Genomic DNA, 16146 nt, shown 5'->3' with positions numbered 1-16146 from the left:
CGCGCTGATTCAAAGAATCTTGAATGATCCGGGTTCCGGCACCGCCTCGTGCTGGGTGGTCACCAGCGGCTTCGCGGCATAGTGCTTCTTGATGCCGCGGATCCAGTCGCGGGCGCGCAGGTTCAGGTGGAAGTTGTCGTCCATCGTGCGGCCGCGGGTGATCAGGATGCCGAGATCCGCGCCTTCGTAGCGGTAGTCGCCGGGGCCGGTGATGCGCAGGAAAAAGGCCTCGCGTTCGGTCTCGACCGCGCGCCGTTCGTAGTCGAAGCGGCCGTACCCGACGGTGCCGTCTTCGGCCATCCGGTAGATGCCGGTTGCCGGCGCGTGGGTGACCTGGTCGATGTTCGTATCGGTGTGCTTGATCACGACCTGCGACCAGTCGTCGATGAAGTGGCGCTGCGCCCAGCGGTCGTTCATCTCGCGCACATTGAGGTCGAACGGCACGCCGGAAAATTCGAGCAGGTGGAACATGAACAGCGGCGCATCGGCATAGGCAAACGCCGCATGGTTGGTCATCGGGCTGGCGCCGCAGATGCGCGGATTCAGCTCGCCGAGGTAGACCTCGCCATCGTCCTGGTCGATCAGGAAGTCGACGTCGAAATAGCCGCGGTAGCCCTCTTCGAGCAACTGGTTGCCGAAGGTCTCGGCCATCGCCCTCGCCTTCAGCCTCACGCCTTCCGGCCAGGCGCCGGGGAAGACTTCGTTGCCGCACCAGCCGCCCTTGTAAGGCGTCAGTTCCTTCGCGCCGACGACCTCGGTCAGCAATGGCCCGACAACCGTGCCCGACTGCGTCGCGCAGGCCTCGAGCGTCGCGCCGCGGCAGTTGATCCGCTTCATGATCTTGACTTCCGGATCGTTGACGATTTCGTCCTTGTGCTTGTTGAAATCGTCCTCGTTCGCGATGAAGAAGGTGGTGTGGCCGGAGTCGCCGAAGGCCGACTGGATCACCAGATCGTGGCCGAGCCCGGCACGGTCGCAGATCTTGCGCAGCGACTCGTAGCTGTCGACCTTCTCGAGCGCATTCGGCACCGACGGCACGCCGGCCTTGTTGCCGATGCGCACCGTTTCCATCTTGTTGTCGCAGCGCTGGCGCAGCTTGGCCGGCGGAAACCAGATGTCCAGGCCGATCTCCTTGCACAACTCCTCGGTCTTCTCGTCGAACATCAGGAAGGTCGCGACTGGATTGCCGCCGCGGCGCTCGATCGTGTCGATCACGTCCTTGTGCTGCAGCAGGTAGTTGGTGATGTCCTCGATCGATTCGAATTCGTCGTGCGGCGATTCGTTCGGAACAAAGACATTCGGATGCCGCCCGTCGAAGCAGTCGATGTAGTTGATGTACTTGAAGCGGTTGACCCAGCGGTCGAGCCCGAGCAGGTTGAAATTGGTCGCACTGATGAAATAGATCGGACGCTCGTTGCGATGGAACATCAGCTTCATGTCCGAGATGTTTGTCACCTTGTTCGATTTCATGATTCGGTCCTTGCAACAGGGGTGGTGGTCGTGATTTCGGCCTGCTGCTCGGCAGTCTGCGAAACCGTCTGCGAACTCCTCTCGACCGGGAAGGCGGCGCGGCCGGCTTCGGCCAGCGCGGCGCGTGCGGCGGTTGCTTCGCCGACCCGCGCCAATGCCGCTGCGTTGAAGATCCGGAAGCCGAGCTCCGGACGGAAGCCGTGGATCTCGCGCACGTCGAGCGCGGCCATGAACTGCAGGATGTCCGAACTGATGACCTGCCCCGGCACCAGGATCGGGAAACCCGGCGGATACGGGATCACGAACAGCGCCGACACCAGTTCGCGGCCGGCGGCGATCGCCTGCGCCGCTTCGGACATGTCGATGTATTCGCAGTTGTCGTCGTCGTAGGACAGGAAAAACGCGGTGCGGATATCGCCGTCACGGGTTTGCGACAGGCCCTCGGCGCTGCTGACCCTGAACGCCGCATGGAAGGCCGAGAAATTCGGCAGCGGCGGCTGCTCCAGTGTCAGCGAGCGGACCCGCTTGTCGTGGATGCGCCGCTCGATCGAGCTCATGTCGGCCACCCGCCGATCGACGTCGCGTGCGATCTTCACCAGCACCTCGAGCAGATACGCCACCGCCGAGCGGGTGCTGCCGATGTTGGTGATGAACAGCACCGTATTGCGCGAGGTCTTGTTGATCTGGATACCGAACTTGTCCATCAGGTACTTGTTCTTGAAGGTATCGCCGTCAACGCCGGTCGCGCCGATGCACAAGGTCGCGCGCGACGGGTCCATCGCGAATTCATCGATGCGCCAGGCCATCTCGAGGTTGTTCCAGCCGGTTTCGGCATTGAAATAACTCTCGACCGCCGACTCGCGGAATTCGTCCGGCACCAGGTCGCTGACGCGCAGGAAACGGAAATAGCGCTTCAGCAACGGGTGCGTCAGCACCTGTTCGCGCAGCGTCATCGCCAGCTCGAGCTGGCGCTGCACCAGCTCGTAACCCTCCATCTCGACCTGGCGGCGGCCGACATCGAGCGAGGCCAGGATCTGGTAATTCGGCGATGTCGACGTGTGGGTCATGTAGGCCTCGTGGAAGGCTTCCTCGGCCTTGTCCTTGAAGTCCTGGTCCCAGACGTGGATCATCGAGCCCTGGCGCAGCGAAGTCAGCGTCTTGTGCGTCGAATGGGTCGAATAGACGCGCACCCTCGCCTTCGCCGGATCGGGCAGCAGCCGGGTATCGAGCAGCTTCTTCTCATTGGCCCAGTCGTCGGCGCTGAACTCCTCGCAGAATGCGGCATACCGCTTTGCATATTCGGGCGTCTGCAGCCCCTCGGCGAGTTTTTTTGCGCTCGCCATGCCGGTGCGCTGGCGGTAGATCGGATGACAGCAGGCGAAGGCGAACCAGGCTTCGTCCCATAAAAAAACCAGGTCCGGCTTGATCGCCAGGCATTCCATCATCACCCGCTCGACGTCGTAGACGATGCCGTCGAAGGTGCAGTTGGTCAGCAGCACCAGCCGCACGCGGTTCAAGGTGCCGGCGCGGCGGAAGTCGAGCAGCGTCTGCTTGATGTGGCGGATCGGCACCGCGCCGTACATCGAATACTGGTCGAGCGGGTACGAATCGAGGTAGGCCACCTGGGCGCCGGCCAGCACCAGCCCGTAGTGGTGCGACTTGTGGCAGTTGCGGTCGACCAGCACGATGTCGTCGGGCCGCACCAGCGCCTGCACGACGATCTTGTTCGCGGTCGAGGTGCCGTTGGTCGCGAAGAAGGTGCGCTTTGCGCCGAAGGCGCGCGCCGCATATTCCTGCGCCAGTTTCAGCGGGCCGACCGGATCGAGCAGCGAGTCGAGGCCGCCCGACGTTGCCGAGGTTTCGGCCATGAACAGGTTCGAGCCGTAGAACTGCATCAGGTCGCCGATCCAGTTCGAATTCATGATCGACTTGCCGCGCGCCAGCGGCAGCGCATGGAAGACGCCGGTCGGCTGCTTCGCATATTCGCGCAACGCATTGAAGAACGGCGTGCGGTAACGTTCACCGACACCTTTCATGATCGAGCTGTACAGCTCGGTGTGGTCTTCCTCGCGGAAGAAGATGCGTTTGAAGATCTCGCCGGCGCGCGCCGCGATCTCCTCGACATTGACGTCGGTGACGAGGTACAGGTCGAGTTCGGGCCGCAGATGCGCGATCTGCTGACCGAGCACCGGCCCGCGCTCGGATTCGGGCATCTGCTCGATGGTGTCGTCGACACTGTCGAGAAAGCGCCGCAGCATCTGGTTGTTGTAGATCGAGCGGAACGGAAAGCCGTGCCGGATCACGACCGCCTGCAGGTTGAAATTGACCAGCGTCGCGATCAATGCATCCTCGAAGCTCGGCACGACGACGATGTCGAAAACGAAGTCGTCATCCGGGTTGCGCTTGCGCTGGACGCGGCGTCGCAATGCGTCTTCTTCGCTGGCCGTCATCTCGTCGACGATCAGCACCTCGAAATAGGGCCGCGACAGCTGCGCCTGGCGCTCCGAGTCGGTCTCGATCTGCGACGGGCCGTCGGAGTCGCTGTCGAGCGAGGTCGAATGGCGGTAGGTCTGGCCGGCGAGCATCCGGTGGATGCGCCGCGCCGCCTGGTGCGCACGCGGAATCTCGCCACGCTCCAGCCAGGTGCACAACTCGTTGAAGACGCGGCCGCCCGGAAATGCCCAGTAGCTTTCGATCGGTGCAAGATTGCTGACGACACGCCGGACGCGCGCCATGCAGATTTCCCAATCGGGCTGGTCGCGGTTCAGCTGCGCGAGCCGGCCGAGGTCGTCGACCATGCCGATCCAGCCATCGGCACGGATTTCCCAGACACTGCGGTGCCGGCCCAGCGCAAAGGCGTTGTCGACGGCGGCGGCCTTGTTCTTCTTGGTCATGCATGTCTCCTTATGCGTGCCCCGAAGCGGTTCGGCGTGGCCGCGTGCCTCAACAGGCGCGCGCGTCCCGCCGGGTATCAATCAGGCTTGATCAACGGTCCGAGGGTATTCAGATAGGAAGCTTCTCCTGCGTCCCTGGCGTAGACCGTGAAATCGACATCACGGTCGCGAAAACTCTTCAACGGCTGGCCGAGGTTGCTGCGCAAGCCGCGCTCGCGTTCGCGCCGCACCCGCAGCAGATCGACCTCGATCGGGATGATCGCCGCGCCCTGCTGGGCTTCGTGCAGGACATACCCTGACGGATCGATGACGATCGAGCGGCCGACGCCGCCATCGCCCGACCCGTTGATGTCGAAAAAATAGACCTGGTTCGTCACCGCCGCGGCGCGTGCGATCGACAACTCGACATCGCGGTCGATGGTGTCGGTCATCGTCGGATGCAGGATCACTTCGGCACCCATCGCGACCAGCGTGCGCGTCGTCTCCGGGAACCACATGTCGTAGCAGATCGAGACGCCGAAGCGGCCGACGCCGTCGATGTCGAAGACGCAGAATTCGCTGCCGCCGGCGACATCGCGCTCATACGGGCGAAATGGAAACAGCTTGCGAAAGCGGCGGATCACCTCGCCCTGCGGGTTGATCACCGACGTCGTGTTGTAGACGCGGTCGCCGTCGGCGGCCTCGACCTTCTCGAACATCGAGCCGGGAATCAGCCACAGGCCGGTTTCCCTGGCCAGCTCGCACAGCCGCGCCTCGGTCGGCCCGGGCAGCGGCTCGGCCTCATGACGCGGGCCGAGCGGGCACAGCTCGGAGAACAGCACCATGCGGACCCACGGGAAACGGCTGCGAATGTGCCGCATATAGCCGGCCATGCGGTCGACGTTGTCGGCAAATGCGACGACGCTCATCTGCACGCCGGCGATGCCGAACGAATCGGCACGCGGCGGATGCGCCATCGGTGGCGCCGGAGGATGCAGCAACTGGCTCACTTGTCGAGTCCGGCCAGGCAGATATATTTGATCTCGATGAATTCATCGAGCCCGTATTTCGAACCTTCACGGCCGAGGCCGGACTGCTTGACGCCGCCGAACGGCGCTTCGGCGGTCGAGATCAGCCCGGTATTGACGCCGACCATGCCCGATTCGAGCCGTTCGGCAACCCGCATCACGCGGCCGACGTCGCGGCTGTAGAAATACGCGGCAAGGCCGAACTCGGTATCGTTGGCGCGCGCGATCACCTCTTCCTCGGTATCGAAGGAGAAGATCGGCGCCAGCGGGCCGAAGGTCTCCTCGCTGGCAAATTTCATCTCGGCGGTCGCGCCGCCGATCACCGTCGGCTCGAAGAACAGCCCGCCGAGCGAATGCCGTTTGCCGCCGGCCAACACCTCGCCGCCCTTTGCCTTCGCATCGGCGATGTGTTCCTCGACCTTTTTCACCGCGTTGTCGTCGATCAGCGGGCCCTGCGTGACGCCATCGTCGACGCCGGGGCCGACCTTCAGCGCATTGACCTTCGCGACCAGCTTGTCGGTGAAGGCCTTCAGCACCGGCTTTTGCACATAGATGCGGTTCGCGCAGACGCAGGTCTGCCCGGTATTGCGGTATTTCGAGACCATCGCGCCTTCGACGGCGGCATCGAGGTCCGCATCTTCGAACACGATGAACGGCGCATTGCCGCCGAGTTCGAGCGAGATCTTCTTGATCGTGTCGGAGCACTGGCGCATCAGCAGCCGTCCGACCTCGGTTGATCCGGTGAAGGTCAGCTTGCGCACCAGCGGGTTGCGCGTCATCTCGCCGCCGATCTTGCTCGACGAACCGGTCAGCACCGACAGCAGGCCTTTCGGCACGCCGGCGCGTTCGGCGAGTTCGGCAAACGCCAACGCCGAAAATGGTGTCTGTGTCGCCGGCTTGACGACCATCGAGCAACCGGCGGCCAGTGCCGGCCCGGCCTTGCGCGTCATCATCGCAGTCGGAAAATTCCACGGCGTGATCGCTGCGGTGGTGCCGACCGGCTGCTTGATCGCGAGGATGCGCCGGTCGCCGAGCGGCGCCGGTATCGTGTCGCCGTAGACCCGGCGCGCCTCGTCGGCAAACCATTCGATGAACGACGCGGCATAGGCGATTTCGCCCTTCGCTTCGGCCAGCGGCTTGCCCTGCTCGGACGTCATGATCAGCGCCAGGTCATCGACATTGGCGAGCATCAGGTCGTTCAGCCGGCGCAGGATCGCGGCGCGCTCCTTGCCGGAGACATCGCGCCACTTGCGCTGCGCCTCGTCGGCGGCCTTGATCGCACGTTCGGTCTCGGCGCTGCCGCACATCGGCACGGTGCCGAGCTTGTGGCCGTTGGCCGGGTTGCTGACGTCGATCGTCTTGCCATCGTCGGCGTCGATCCATGCGCCGGCCACATAGGCCTGCTGACGGAACAGCGACGGGTCTTTCAGTTTCAGTTCTTGTACGGGCATGGTGTCGGCTCCTTCGATCAGGATTCCATCGCCTTCGCGAGGATCGCCATGCCTTCGTCGAAGACGGCATCCTCGATCGTCAGCGGGAACAGGAAACGGATCACGTTGCCGTAGATCCCGCAGCCCAGCAACATCAGGCCGGCGTCGAGCGCGCGCTTTTGCAGCGCCTTCGGAAAGTCGGCGTCAGGCGTGCCGTCGGGCTTCGCAAATTCCATCGCGACCATCGAGCCGAGCCCGCGCACATCGCTGATCACCGGGAATTTCTTGCGCAGCGCATTCAGGTGTTCGCTGAGCCGGTGGCCCAACTGTTCCGCGCGCTGGCACAGTTTCTCGTCCTCGATCACGTCGAGCACCGCGAGCGCCGATGCGATTGCCAGCGGATTGGCAGCATAAGTGCCACCGAGCCCGCCGGGCGCCGGCGCGTCCATGATCTCGGCGCGGCCGCAGACGGCCGACAGCGGCATGCCGCCGGCCAGGCTCTTCGCCATCGTGATCATGTCGGGAACGACGTCGTGGTGGTCCATCGCGAACATCTTGCCGGTGCGGGCAAAGCCGGTCTGGATCTCGTCGGCGATCAGCACGATGCCGTGGCGGTCGCAGATCTCGCGCAGCGCACGCAGGAAGGCGGTCGGCATCACATAAAAACCACCCTCGCCCTGCACCGGCTCGACGATGATCGCGGCCACCTGCTCGGGCTCGATATCGGCCTTGAACAACTGTGCGATCGCCTGCAGCGACTGCTCGACGCTGACGCCATGCAGTTCCATCGGCGCCGGCACGTGGTAGACGCTGGCCGGGAACGGGCCGAATCCGGCCTTGTACGGCGCGACCTTGCCGGTCAGCGCCATGCCGAGGTAGGTGCGGCCATGAAAACCGCCGGACAGCGCGATCACGCCAGGGCGCTTCGTCGCATTGCGGGCGATCTTGATCGCGTTTTCGACCGCCTCTGCGCCAGTCGTGAAAAACGCCGTCTTCTTCGCATGGTCGCCCGGCGTCACCGCATTCAGCCGTTCGGCCAGCCTGACCACGCTTTCATACGGCACGACCTGGTAGGCGGTATGCGTGAACGATTCGAGTTGTTTGGCGATTGCCTCGACGATGCGCGGATGGCGGTGCCCGGTATTGAGCACTGCGATGCCGGAACCGAAGTCGATATAGCGCTTGCCTTCGACATCCCACAGCTCGGCATTGCGCGCCTTGTCGGCATAGACGGTGAAGCCGATGCCGACACCACGCGGCGTTGCCGCGACGCGGCGCGCATCGATCGCCGCATTCGTCGTCGCGGCAGCGGCAACCCGTGCCGATTCGGTTTTGGTGTGGGTGTTCATTTCAGCAGGCGGCCGCGCATGCGGCCGATTTGGTTGGTCTGAAACCAGTATAGGCTTCAATTGGACCTATGATTAGAGCCAATGATTTCATCAAAATAGAGCCAATATGGACCCGCGGAGTGCCAATGCCGGCCACGGGCCGGCCGCCATCGCCGACCTTGTCAGGCGCCGTTTCGCCAATCAAGGCGGCGGTTTCGACCACCGCCGCCTCTATGACATCCTGCAGTCGGCCATCCGCGAGGCGGAGATCGCGCCAGACAGCAAGCTGCCGCCGAGCCGCGCACTCGCTGCCGCGCTCGGCATTGCACGCAATACCGTCACCCATGTCTACGAACAGCTGACGCTGGAGGGTTTTGTCCACTCGCGTGTAGGCCGCGGCACCTTTGTCGCCGCGGTCGCGCCGAGACTGGCGCGGCGCGACCTCCCGCCGTCGGCTCCGGAAAAGCGCCGGGCGACGTTGTCGTCGCGCGGCGGCCGGCTGATTGGTGGCCTGTCGGCTGCGCCGCGGCAGTGGGGCGCCTTCGCTCCCGGTGTGCCGGAAGTCCGGCAGTTTCCGGTGCAGACCTGGAACCGGCTGCAGGCCCGGGTCTGGCGCGGCCTGCAGCCAGCGCAGATGAGTTATGCCACCGGCGCCGGCGATGCCCTGCTGCGCCGCGTCTTGGCGGAATATCTGCAGGACACGCGCGGCCTGCACTGTTCTGCCGAACAGATCGTCATCACCAGCGGCACGCAGCAGTCGCTGCACCTGATCGCTCACCTGCTGACCGATCCGGGTGACGCGATCTGGATCGAGGACCCGGGCTACTGGGGGGTGCGCAGCGTCTTTCGCGCGATGGGCCTCGAGATGATCCCGGTGCCGCTCGACGCCGAAGGCCTGGCACCGAACACCGCCCACCTGCGCACGCCGCCGCGTGCGATGTTCGTCTCGCCGGCGCACCAGTATCCGACCGGCGTGCTGATGAGCCATGGCCGCCGGCGCCAGCTGCTCGACTATGCGGCGGTCAACGGCGTCTGGGTGATCGAGGACGACTATGACAGCGAATTCCGCTACGGCTCGCGGCCGCTGCCGGTGCTGCAGGGCCTGGACCGGCATGGCCGCGTGATCTACCTCGGCACCTTCTCGAAGACGCTGTTTCCGGCGTTGCGCGTGGCCTATGCCGTTCTGCCCGAGGACCTCGTCGACAGCTTTGCCAGTGCGTCGCGCGAGCTGTACCGTGAAGGCCATTCACCGCAGCAGGCGGTGCTCGCGCGCTTCATCTTCGAAGGCCATTTCAGCAGCCATGTGCGGCGCATGCGCGCGGTCTACGGCGCGCGCCACGATGCGCTGATCGCGAGCATCCAGCAGCATTTCGGCGATCAGCTGCCGATCATCGGCGGCGATGCAGGGCTGCACCTCGTGCTCGGCCTGCCGGCCGGCGTCGACGACCGCCTGCTCAGCGAACGAATTGCCAGCGCCGGCATCGCGACCCGGCCGCTGTCGAATTACCAGATCAGCGCGCGGCGCTCCGACCGCGGGCTGCTGCTCGGCTACGGCGCCGTCGATGAGCAGGAGATCGGCCCGCACTTCGCGAAGCTCGCGGCCATCGTCGGCCGCTACGTCTAGCCATCGGCTAGGCCGGCGGCACCGCACCCTTGCGCTCGACGATCATCGCGTAGGCCTGCGGCTCGCGGTGTTTCGCAAAATTGAAGGTCGTATTCTTGTATGACTTCGTCAGGTCGAGGTCGCAGCGGGCGATCGCCAGTTCGTCACCGACGGTGCTGCAGGCGGCAACGATTTCGCCCGACGGCGCGACGATGATCGAATTGCCGATCTGCATCACGCCTTCCTCGACGCCGGCCTTCGCGACGCCGACAACCCAGCTGCCGTTCTGGTAGGCGCCCGACTGCATCACCAGCTCATTGTGGAAGTGCGACAACGCATCGTGCTCCGGCGCCGGCGGGTTGTGGACCGGCGTGTTGTAGCCGATCAGGATCATCTCGGCACCCTGCAGGCCCATCACGCGGTAGGTCTCGGGCCAGCGCCGATCGTTGCAGATCGCCATGCCGATCACGCCATCGAAGGCGCGGAAGACATTGAACTCGAGGTTGCCGGTTTCGAAATAGCGCTTCTCCAGATGCTGGAACTGGCGCCAGGGTTCGTGTTCGGCATGGCCGGGCAGATGGATCTTGCGGTATTTGCCGACAATGGTGCCGGTCTTGTCGACGGTGATCGAGGTATTGAAATGGCGCGGCCGGCCGTCCTCGACGCTCAGTTCCGCATAACCGAGGTAGAAGCCGACGCCGAGCCTTTTTGCCGCGTCGAACAGTGGCTGCGTCTCGGGGCCCGGCATCTCGCGCTCGTAGAACTGGTCAAGCTCGGCCTGGTCCTCGATATACCAGCGCGGGAAAAACGTCGTCAGCGCGAGTTCGGGGAAAACGACGAGGTCGCAGCCATGCTGCGCGGCATCGTTCATCAACGCGATCATTCGCTCGACGACCTGCTTGCGGGTGTCGCTGCGGGCGATCGGGCCGAGCTGGGCGGCGCCGACGGTGACGATTCTGGGCATGTCAGGTCTCCTGGCTGGCCAGCTCGAGCAGCGTGTGCAACAGCACATTGCCGCCTGCGGCCAGATCGGCGGGTTCGGTGTGCTCCGCCGGGTTGTGGCTGATGCCCTTGATGCTGGGCACGAAGATCATCGCGGTCGGGCAGATGCGCGCGAGCATCTGCGCGTCGTGGCCGGCACCCGAGGTGATGCGCCGCTGCGAGTAGCCGAGGCGCGAGGTCACCGCCTCGATGCGCTGCACGACGCCGGCGTCGAAGATCACCGGCTCGAAACGTGCCAGCTGGCGGCTCTCTATCGTCACGCCTTCGTCCTTCGCGAGCTGCTGCAGGAAATCGCCCAGACGCTGCTCGGCCTGCTGCAGCAGCGTTTCATCGGTATTGCGCAGGTCGACGGTCAGCCGGGCCCGCGCCGCGATCACGTTGATCAGGTTCGGGTGCAGGTCGATCTTGCCGACGGTGGCGACCTGCGAACCGCCCATCTCGCGGGTCAGCTGGCGCACGAAGTTCGCAACCGCGGCTGCCGCATAAGCGGCATCGTGGCGCAGCCGCATCGGCGTCGTGCCGGCATGATTGGACTGGCCGGTGATCGTCAGCTCCTGCCACGAGATGCCCTGCAGGTCCTCGACGGCGCCGATCGTCAGGCCTTCGGCGTCGAGCACCGGGCCTTGCTCGATGTGCAGTTCGACAAACGCCGCTGGTTTCAGCGTGGTCATCGGAGCGCTGCCGGCATAGCCGATGCGCTCGAGTTCATCGCCGAGCCGCGCGCCGTCGATCCCGCGCACGTCGAGCGCCTCGTCCAGCGCCATGCCACCCACGTAAACCAGCGAGCCGAGCATGTCCGGCGCAAACCGCGCGCCCTCCTCGTCGGTGAAGAAGGCGACGACGATCGGCCGCTCGGTCTCGATGCCGGCATCGTTCAGCGTCTGCACCACTTCGAGCCCGCCGATCACGCCGAGGTTGCCGTCGTAGCGACCACCGGTGCGCACGGTATCGATGTGGGACCCGGTCATCACCGGCGGCAGCTCGCGGGTTCCGGCGCGCACGCCGAAGACGTTGCCGATGGCATCAATATGCACCGCCATGCCGAGTTCGCGCATCCACGACACGACGAGATCGCGGCCGCGCCGGTCGTCGTCGGTCAGCGCCAGCCGGCAGCTGCCGCCGCCATCGATCGGGCCGATCTGCGCCAGCTGATCCAGGCGCTCGATCAAGCGGGCCTGATCGATGCGCAGCGCCTGCGTCGCCGCCGGCGCGCTCATGAACGCACGGCCTCGGCGCTGCGGCCGGTGATCTGGCGATAGATCTCGGGATCGGTATCGCCCTCGCTGCCGAGCAGCAGCACCCGCGATTGCGCATCGATGCCGAGCAGTTCGGCAAGCTCCCGGTGCTCGCGTGCGGCGAGCAGCGCACCGAGGCCGGTGGCGCCGGTCTCGCCGGAGACGATCGCCGGATCGCCGCGTTGCGGATTGGCGAACAGGCGCACCCCGTCGAGTGCGTAGTGGTCGTCGATCGCGAGGTAGCCGTCGGCGGCGGCCGAGACGATTTCCCAGGCCGCCGGCGAGACCTCGCCACAGGCCAGGCCGGCCATCACGGTGTCCAGCGCACCGGTCACCGCAACCGGCTTGCCGGCCTGCGCGCTTTGCAGATAGCAATCCGCCTCGGTCGGCTCGACGATCACCAGCTTCGGCCGCTTGTCACCCCAGGCGAGCCAGAAGGCGGCGGCGACCGATGCCGCGAGTGCACCGACGCCGGCCTGCACGATCACATGGGTCGGCGGCGTCGCGCCGATCTGCTCGACGATCTCGCGCGACATCACGCCGTAGCCGTGCATCACATCGATCGGTATCGCGCGATAACCCTCGTAGGTCGTATCGCTGACGACGGTCCAGCCGTTGGCCTTGGCCTGCGCATCGGCATGGCGCACCGAATCGTCGTAGTTGCCTCGCACCCGGATTACCTCGGCACCGTATTTCGCGATCGCCGCACCGCGGCCTTCGCTGACCGTCGCATGGATATAGATCACGCAGCGGCAGCCGAACAGCTGCGCGCCCCAGGCGACCGAACGGCCGTGGTTGCCGTCGGTCGCGCAGGTCACCGTGATGTCCTTGACGACCTCGCGCCAGCGCCCGGCGACGACGTCGGCCGCACGCACCGGCTCGCCGCCATTGCGGCGCGCGATTGCCTGCGCGAGCAGCCGGTAGACCGCATAGGCACCACCGAGCGCCTTGAAACTTTTCAGCCCGAAGCGGTCGCCCTCGTCCTTGTAATGGACGCTGGCGACGCCGAGCCGCTCGGCCAGCGCCGGCAGTTCACGCAGCGGCGTCGGCGCATAACCGGGCCACTGGCAGATCTCGCGCTGGGCAGCGTTGAAGCCGGCATCGTTCAGGATTTCCGAGCGCACCGGCCCATACGGCTCGGAGGCCGGTGCGGCCGACGGGTTGCGCATCGCGCGCACACCGTCGGTTGTCAACAGTTCGAAAGACATGCCGGCTTTCCTCCGTCGTTATTTCGAGGCCTTGTCGATATCGGCGAGCATCGCATTGAGCATCGAGACACCTTCGGCGCCGAGCTGCTCCTCGATCACCTTGCGAACCGCCGGCTGGGCAACGGCGGCGAACTTCTTCAACTCGGCCGGCGGGATCGCATTGATCGTCATCTTCTTGCCGAGCTTCGGCAGGCCCTTCTCGGTCGATGCCTCGATGATCCGCGAGATGCCACGGCCGGCGCCGACCGCCACTTCGGCGGCGTTGTCGACGACCCGCTTCTCGTCAGCCGTCAGGCCGTCGTAGAACTTCTGGTTCATCGTCCAGATATACGGCGTGATCACGTGGTTGGTGATCGACAGGAATTTCTGCACCTCGTCGAACTTCGCGAACGCGATGATCGGGATCGGGTTCATCTGGCCGTCGGCAACACCGGTCTGCAGCGAGGTGTAGACCTCCGCCCACGGCAGCGGCGTCGGCTGGCCGCCGAGCGACTTGACCGTCGTCTCGTGGGTCGGCAGCGTCATCGTGCGGATGCGCAGGCCGTTCATGTCGGCGGCGGTCTTGATCGGCCGCTTCGAATTGCTGATCGCGAAGAAGCCGCCGCTGTCGAGCAGTCCGAGCACCTTCAGTCCGGTCTTGGCCTGCAGGTCGGCGCTGAACTTCTTGCCGAAATCGCTGTCCTTGTCCATCACCTTGTCGGCCACCGCGATGTTCGGGAAGGCAAACGGCATGTCGAACACGCCGACCATCTTGTAGTGCTGGGCAATGCCGCCGGCCGACGAGATCGTCGATTCGACGATGCCGTCACGCACCTGCTGGATGACTTCGTTGTCCTTGCCGAGCTGGCCGTTGGCGAACAACTGCACCTTGACGCTGCCGTTGGTGCCGGTCTCGACCAGGTTCTTGAAGACAGCGGCCATCGCGCCGGAGTGGCTCTCGAATGGGCTGTCGGGGTTCAGGTGGGCCAGGCGCATCGTCTTCTGCGCCAGTGCCGGCGACGAGGCAAGCAGCAGGGCGGCGGCGGCCAGCGTGATCTTGTTGAAGAGGGACATCAAAAACTCCTTGTCGGACGGTGGAAAGAGGGGGTCGATCAAATGGCGGCCCGCAGCCGGGCGCCGGCGGGAAAACTCACTGCGCCAGGCCAAGCAGGCGCGGCACGAACAGGGTCAGTTCGGGGATGTAGGCAACGCCGAACAGGATCGTCACCTCGGCGATCAGGAACGGCCACAGCGATTTCGCGATCCGCTCGATGCGCTCGCCGGTGACCGACGCGAGCACGAACAGGCAGGCACCGACCGGCGGCGTCATCAGCGAGATGTTCAGCGCCAGCACGATCATGATTCCGGCATGGATCGGGTCCATGCCGATCGTCACCGTCAGCGGCGCCAGCACCGGTGCCAGGATGATCAGCATCGCATTGATGTCCATGAACATGCCGATGAACAGCAGCATCGACAGGATCAGTGCGACGATCACCGCCGGGTTGTCGGAGACCGTCAGGAAGGCCGCGGCAATCGCCTGTGGAATCTGGTTGAAGGTCATCCACCAGCCGAGGATCGACGCCGACGCGATGATCAGGAAGACGATGCCGGTGATGCGCGCGGTGCGGATCAGCATCTCCTCGAGATCGGCCCAGCCGACCTTGCGGTAGACGAACGCACCCATCACCAGCGCATAGAACACCGCGATCGACGCCGCTTCGGTCGGCGTGACGATGCCGGCGAGGATGCCGCCGAGGATCATCACCGGCATCAGCAGCGCGGCAAAACCATCCTTGAATGCGCGGATGATGTTCCACAGGCTGAGCCGCCCCTCTGCCGGCGGCAGCTTGAAACGGTTGGCGCCGAGCCGGATCACCGCCATGCAGACCGCGCAGATCAACAGCCCGGGCAGGATGCCGGCAGCGAACAGGCCGGCGATCGATACGCCCATCAGCGAACCGTAGATGATCATCAGGTTCGACGGCGGGATGGTCGGGCCGATGATCGACCCGGCAGCGGTCACCGCGCAGGAAAACGGCCGCGAATAGCCCTTCTTGACCATCGCCGGCACCAGCGTGTTGCCGAATGCCGCGGCATCGGCCGTTGCCGCACCCGACAGGCCGGCGAACATCACCGAAGCGACCATGTTCGAATGCGCCATGCCGCCGCGCATGTAGCCGACCAGCGCATCGGCCAGGCCGATCAGCCGGTCGGTGATGCCGGAGCGGTTCATGATCTCGCCGGCGAAGATGAAAAACGGCATCGCGAGGAAGGTGAACAGGTCGAGGCCGGCGAAAAAACGCTCGGCGGCCATCGGGAAAAAGCGCCCGCCCGGGTCGATGGTCCACATGCCGATCAGGCCGGCAATCCCGAGCACATAGCCGATCGGCATGCCGACCAGCATCAGCAGGAAAAAGGAGACGGCGACGATGGTCATGGGAATACCACGGCAAGGGGTTGCTGACGCAGGCGTGCCTGGTCGCGGATCGCCACCAGCGCCAGCTGGATCGCGGCGAGCGTGGCGCCGACCGGGACTGCAGCAAACGGCAGCGCCTTGCTCATGCCGGAGATCATCGTGAAGGTCTTCGCGCCGCGTTCGACCAGGCCGACGCCGTAGAACGCGAGAAACAGGAAGAAGACGATGCCGAGCAGGTCGAGCAGCAGCAGCAGATGGCGGCGGATTGCCGCGGGCAGCCGTTCGAACAACACCTGCACACCGATGTGTTCGCGGCGCGGGATGCAGCTCGACACGGCGAGCAGCGCAACCCAGATCATCAGGTAGCGAGCCGCCTCCTCCATGAAGGTGATCGGCAGCGGCAGAATGTAGCGGGCAAATACGCCGAGCCAGACGTCGAGGATCAGCACCGCCAGCAGCACCGCGGCCGCCCGGTCGGTCCACCAGCCGAGCTTCAGGCTGAGCCGGTCGGCCCGTGCGGCCAGACCGGTCAATTCAAGCGTCTCGCTCATCGTGGTCCTCGGGTTGTGGC

12 protein-coding genes are annotated in these 16146 nt (G+C 65.1%); 1 reads left to right on the top strand and 11 read right to left on the bottom strand.

The genetic code is table 11. The features are described from left to right. Window positions 1-9: 9 nt before the first annotated feature. The 5 genes from ACNH6H_RS20940 to gabT all read right to left on the bottom strand — a co-directional run bounded on the left by ACNH6H_RS20940 (window position 10) and on the right by gabT (window position 8150). Window positions 10-1470: a biotin carboxylase gene (locus tag ACNH6H_RS20940; RefSeq protein WP_418320221.1), complete on the bottom strand. Its 1461-nt coding sequence runs from the start codon at window positions 1468-1470 to the stop codon at window positions 10-12. Continuing rightward, window positions 1467-4364 (bottom strand): aminotransferase class I/II-fold pyridoxal phosphate-dependent enzyme, encoded by a 2898-nt coding sequence (locus tag ACNH6H_RS20935; RefSeq protein ID WP_418320220.1) that lies wholly within the window; start codon window positions 4362-4364, stop codon window positions 1467-1469. The genes ACNH6H_RS20940 and ACNH6H_RS20935 overlap by 4 nt, the downstream gene beginning before the upstream one ends. 77 nt (window positions 4365-4441) lie before the next feature. After that, a complete protein-coding gene (locus ACNH6H_RS20930) occupies window positions 4442-5353 on the bottom strand; it encodes a carbon-nitrogen hydrolase family protein (protein ID WP_418320219.1) in 912 nt (303 codons plus the stop codon). Beyond that, window positions 5350-6822, bottom strand: a complete 1473-nt coding sequence (locus ACNH6H_RS20925; RefSeq protein ID WP_418320218.1) for an NAD-dependent succinate-semialdehyde dehydrogenase — start codon at window positions 6820-6822, stop codon at window positions 5350-5352. The genes ACNH6H_RS20930 and ACNH6H_RS20925 overlap by 4 nt, the downstream gene beginning before the upstream one ends. Before the next feature lie 17 nt (window positions 6823-6839). Continuing rightward, window positions 6840-8150 carry a 4-aminobutyrate--2-oxoglutarate transaminase gene (gabT, locus tag ACNH6H_RS20920; protein WP_418320217.1) on the bottom strand — a complete coding sequence of 437 codons (1311 nt, stop codon included), beginning with the start codon at window positions 8148-8150 and terminating at the stop codon, window positions 6840-6842. A 106-nt stretch (window positions 8151-8256) separates the two neighbouring features. On the opposite strand from gabT, the gene ACNH6H_RS20915 reads away from it, so the two are divergent. Continuing rightward, window positions 8257-9753: a PLP-dependent aminotransferase family protein gene (locus ACNH6H_RS20915; protein ID WP_418320216.1), complete on the top strand. Its 1497-nt coding sequence runs from the start codon at window positions 8257-8259 to the stop codon at window positions 9751-9753. Window positions 9754-9760: 7 nt separating this feature from the next. Here ACNH6H_RS20915 and ACNH6H_RS20910 read toward each other — a convergent pair whose 3' ends face one another. The 6 genes from ACNH6H_RS20910 to ACNH6H_RS20885 all read right to left on the bottom strand — a co-directional run bounded on the left by ACNH6H_RS20910 (window position 9761) and on the right by ACNH6H_RS20885 (window position 16126). Next, the gene (locus tag ACNH6H_RS20910) at window positions 9761-10696 is read right to left on the bottom strand and encodes an N-carbamoyl-D-amino-acid hydrolase (protein WP_418320215.1); all 936 of its coding nucleotides are present in this window, start codon (window positions 10694-10696) and stop codon (window positions 9761-9763) included. A 1-nt stretch (window position 10697) separates the two neighbouring features. After that, a complete protein-coding gene (locus ACNH6H_RS20905) occupies window positions 10698-11951 on the bottom strand; it encodes a Zn-dependent hydrolase (protein WP_418320214.1) in 1254 nt (417 codons plus the stop codon). Further along, the gene (locus tag ACNH6H_RS20900; protein ID WP_418320213.1) at window positions 11948-13177 is read right to left on the bottom strand and encodes a diaminopropionate ammonia-lyase; all 1230 of its coding nucleotides are present in this window, start codon (window positions 13175-13177) and stop codon (window positions 11948-11950) included. Before ACNH6H_RS20900 ends, ACNH6H_RS20905 begins: the two co-directional genes overlap by 4 nt. An 18-nt stretch (window positions 13178-13195) precedes the next feature. After that, on the bottom strand, window positions 13196-14230 hold the full coding sequence (locus ACNH6H_RS20895; protein WP_418320212.1) for a DctP family TRAP transporter solute-binding subunit: 1035 nt from the start codon (window positions 14228-14230) through the stop codon (window positions 13196-13198). A 76-nt stretch (window positions 14231-14306) separates the two neighbouring features. Further along, complete coding sequence (locus ACNH6H_RS20890) at window positions 14307-15596, bottom strand: TRAP transporter large permease (RefSeq protein WP_418320211.1); 1290 nt, start codon at window positions 15594-15596, stop codon at window positions 14307-14309. Beyond that, window positions 15593-16126: a TRAP transporter small permease gene (locus ACNH6H_RS20885; RefSeq protein WP_418320210.1), complete on the bottom strand. Its 534-nt coding sequence runs from the start codon at window positions 16124-16126 to the stop codon at window positions 15593-15595. The genes ACNH6H_RS20890 and ACNH6H_RS20885 overlap by 4 nt, the downstream gene beginning before the upstream one ends. Window positions 16127-16146: the final 20 nt, after the last annotated feature.

Origin of the sequence: Pseudideonella sakaiensis, assembly GCF_048320135.1 — a bacterium.
Classification (GTDB): Bacteria; Pseudomonadota; Gammaproteobacteria; order Burkholderiales; family Burkholderiaceae_C; genus Ideonella_A; species Ideonella_A sakaiensis_A.
Note: the sequence above shows the minus strand (reverse complement) of the source record. Positions and strands in the feature narration are given on the sequence as shown.

Excerpts from the sequence above, each read along its gene's own strand:
- ACNH6H_RS20940 (WP_418320221.1), bottom strand. The coding sequence starts at position 1,470 with ATGAAATCGAACAAGGTGACAAACATCTCGGACATGAAGCTGATGTTC.
- ACNH6H_RS20935 (WP_418320220.1), bottom strand. The coding sequence starts at position 4,364 with ATGACCAAGAAGAACAAGGCCGCCGCCGTCGACAACGCCTTTGCGCTG.
- ACNH6H_RS20925 (WP_418320218.1), bottom strand. The coding sequence starts at position 6,822 with ATGCCCGTACAAGAACTGAAACTGAAAGACCCGTCGCTGTTCCGTCAG.
- gabT (WP_418320217.1), bottom strand. The coding sequence starts at position 8,150 with ATGAACACCCACACCAAAACCGAATCGGCACGGGTTGCCGCTGCCGCG.
- ACNH6H_RS20915 (WP_418320216.1), top strand. The coding sequence starts at position 8,257 with ATGGACCCGCGGAGTGCCAATGCCGGCCACGGGCCGGCCGCCATCGCC.
- ACNH6H_RS20910 (WP_418320215.1), bottom strand. The coding sequence starts at position 10,696 with ATGCCCAGAATCGTCACCGTCGGCGCCGCCCAGCTCGGCCCGATCGCC.
- ACNH6H_RS20905 (WP_418320214.1), bottom strand. The coding sequence starts at position 11,951 with ATGAGCGCGCCGGCGGCGACGCAGGCGCTGCGCATCGATCAGGCCCGC.
- ACNH6H_RS20900 (WP_418320213.1), bottom strand. The coding sequence starts at position 13,177 with ATGTCTTTCGAACTGTTGACAACCGACGGTGTGCGCGCGATGCGCAAC.
- ACNH6H_RS20895 (WP_418320212.1), bottom strand. The coding sequence starts at position 14,230 with ATGTCCCTCTTCAACAAGATCACGCTGGCCGCCGCCGCCCTGCTGCTT.
- ACNH6H_RS20890 (WP_418320211.1), bottom strand. The coding sequence starts at position 15,596 with ATGACCATCGTCGCCGTCTCCTTTTTCCTGCTGATGCTGGTCGGCATG.
- ACNH6H_RS20885 (WP_418320210.1), bottom strand. The coding sequence starts at position 16,126 with ATGAGCGAGACGCTTGAATTGACCGGTCTGGCCGCACGGGCCGACCGG.